This window comes from Magnetococcales bacterium, assembly GCA_015231175.1.
Taxonomy (GTDB): Bacteria; Pseudomonadota; Magnetococcia; order Magnetococcales; family DC0425bin3; genus HA3dbin3.
This window is the reverse complement of sequence record JADGBZ010000017.1, coordinates 38154-40171: the sequence shown is the minus strand read 5'-3', so window position 1 is coordinate 40171 and position 2018 is coordinate 38154. Positions and strand designations below refer to the sequence as shown.

At 54.8% G+C, this 2018-nt stretch carries 1 protein-coding gene; it reads right to left on the bottom strand.

The window, feature by feature from the left end; genetic code table 11:
- Positions 1–180: 180 nt before the first annotated feature.
- The coding region (locus HQL63_05945) for a sel1 repeat family protein (GenBank protein ID MBF0176375.1) at positions 181–2018 on the bottom strand (1838 nt) is incomplete at its 5' end.

Sequence of the window (2018 nt, the reverse complement as noted above, 5' to 3'; positions counted from 1 at the left end):
CCTGGTGGGGTTCGGGGCGAAGCCCTGACAAAGGCTTTCCTGTCCAGGCTTTTCTTGCAAGGGTGGTGAATAGTCGCGCCCTGACAAAGGCTTTCCTGTCCAGGCTTTTCCTGCAAGGGTGGTGAGTAGGTACTGAACATGAACGATGATCAAGGCCATCATTGGTGGGATGGTGAATCGTTACGACGGGATGTTCCCTTGCGTGCCACCTGTAAATCCACCAGCAAACGTGGCCAGAACCCCTCCGGCAAGCCAGGCAGATCGGGTGTGGGAAAGTAAAGAGAGTTCATCCGGAATGGTCGGCGGGGCCAGGGAGGCGGGCAGGGCGCTTACATAGGCGGCCATCTCCGTCTGGGCGTCCAGGCTCTCGGGTGCGCTGTCGATGAGGGCCAGAAGGTGACCGGCGCGTTCCACACCCTGTTGTTGGGCTGCATGCAGCCAGCGGCGCGCCAGGTCGAGGTTTTGTGGTGTTCCCAACCCTTTGGCATGCAGGATACCCAGCAAAAAGGCGGCTGGCGGGGAGCCCATTTCGCCGGCCTTTTGCCACCACCTGACCGCCTCGGCAGGGTCCATCAATGACTCCCTGGCCCCTCCCGCCAACCCGGCGGCAAGCAAGCCCAACCGCAACATGGATTCGACATCCTCATGGGCCGCTGCCTGTTCATACCAGTGGTTCGCCAGGGCCAGATCCACCGGCAAACCATACCGCCCCTGCCGATACCCCTCTCCCAACAACCAGGCACAGGAGGTTGTCGGGATCATGGCCCCTTTCTGGAGCAGCGCCAGGCCATGCTCCGGGTCAGGCACGACACCCACTCCAGCGAGAAGGAATCCACCCGCAAGGCAGTGGTTGATGCTCACATAGGTAGAACTGACTCTTTCAGCCCAATGGGCGGCGAGTTCCAAATCCTGGGGGCCACCCAACCCTGTGGCAGAAATCCATGCAGCCCAAAATTTTCCCTCACTATTTCCGCCAGCAGCACTGGCAACAAGACACCTGCGGGCCTTGTAAAAATTTTTGTCCGTACCTACACCTGCCAGATAGAACTTTCCCAGAATGGCAGCAGCATCCATATTGCCATGCTGAATGGCATCATTCATTTTGGTAAAATCCAGTGATGGCTCGGCTGATGTTCCCATGCCAAAGATCCGCATGACTTCAGCCCGGGCAAATGCTCCCGTATTGCGCGGATCTTTCTCGGCGCCCTGCCGAAACCAATGGTATGCCTTGGACAAATCTTCCTGAACATCATCCCCCTTGAAATAAAAATCACCCAGGGCCATATAAGCGCTTGAATCACCCTTTTCCAACCCTTTATGGAACATGGCCAGGGCCTTTTCCGGGTTTTTTGGATGCCCAGGAATATCATCCAGATAAAGATATCCCAGGCTGACAAACGATTCGCCATATCCCAACTGGGCAGCTTTTTCGAACCATTCGATCGCCTTGGCCTTGTCATACGGATAGCCATTGATCCCATGACGATAATTTTTTCCTAAAGAATGGGCGCTCCCGGCTAAACCTTGTCCTGCTGCCTTCTCAAGCCAAAATCGTGATTCCTTAAAATCAGGTTTAACAAACAATCCTTCAGCGTAATCAACACCAAGAAGGTGCTGAGCAGGGGGAAAACCGTGTTCCGCCGACTTTCTCAGCAACTGTCGTGAAAGCACCATATCTTCAGATGCTCTTTTGCCAAAAAAATGGGCCAGGGAAAATGAGAATTCCGCCTTGGCTCCACCTTTTTCCAACGCCTCCTTTTCCCAGTAACTCGCCAGGGTGAGATCCCTGGGAACGCCCCACCCCACATAGTAAAATGTTGACAAACTCTCCATGGCAGACCAATTGCCCAGTGAGACACTCGTGGACACCCATTGAACAGCCTCCTCTATCCTGGAGGAGTCTGGCTTTGACTCTGAATAGTAATACAAAAGCCTGCCAAAAAGATCCATGGCCTCTCCATCGCCCTGTTTGGCTGCCTTGCGCAGCCAATCCAATCCGTTGGAAAGATCGGGAAGGG